The organism is Polaribacter sp. BAL334 (assembly GCF_015767435.1).
Lineage (GTDB): Bacteria > Bacteroidota > Bacteroidia > Flavobacteriales > Flavobacteriaceae > Polaribacter.
In genome coordinates this window covers 1-367 of the sequence record NZ_JADWOV010000286.1, presented here as the reverse complement: position 1 = coordinate 367, position 367 = coordinate 1, and the positions used below count along the sequence as shown (strand labels likewise).

At 33.0% G+C, this 367-nt stretch carries 1 protein-coding gene; it reads right to left on the bottom strand.

Annotation, left to right across the window (positions count from 1 at the left end; translation table 11 throughout):
* Window positions 1-367: hypothetical protein (locus IU405_RS08620; protein ID WP_197438209.1), on the bottom strand; the 367-nt coding region annotated here is incomplete at both ends.

The following is a 367-nucleotide window of genomic DNA, read 5'->3' as shown; positions in this document are numbered from 1 at the left end:
CAGTTTGACTTTCTAAATCAATAGTTTGGGAAAAACCATTTCTTGCAGAACCATCAGAATTGTCATCACACACTTCTAAATCTTCTACAAAATTTGCAATTGGCAATGGATTTACAATTACATTGAATGTTGTGTGATTTGTGTAACAGCCAGTTAAATTGTTTGTTACGCGAACATAAATAGTTTGAGAATCGCGTGTTGTATTTGCAAATGGTGTTGATATAGGATTGTTTCCTGTTTCAGAATCTGTTGCATTTAAATGGTATGTTACTGTAAAATCTGCAGGATTTTGAGTTCCAAGAATCAATGGCGTTTGTGATTCTAAATCAAAATTTTGCACAATTCCATTAGTACCATCACCATCAAT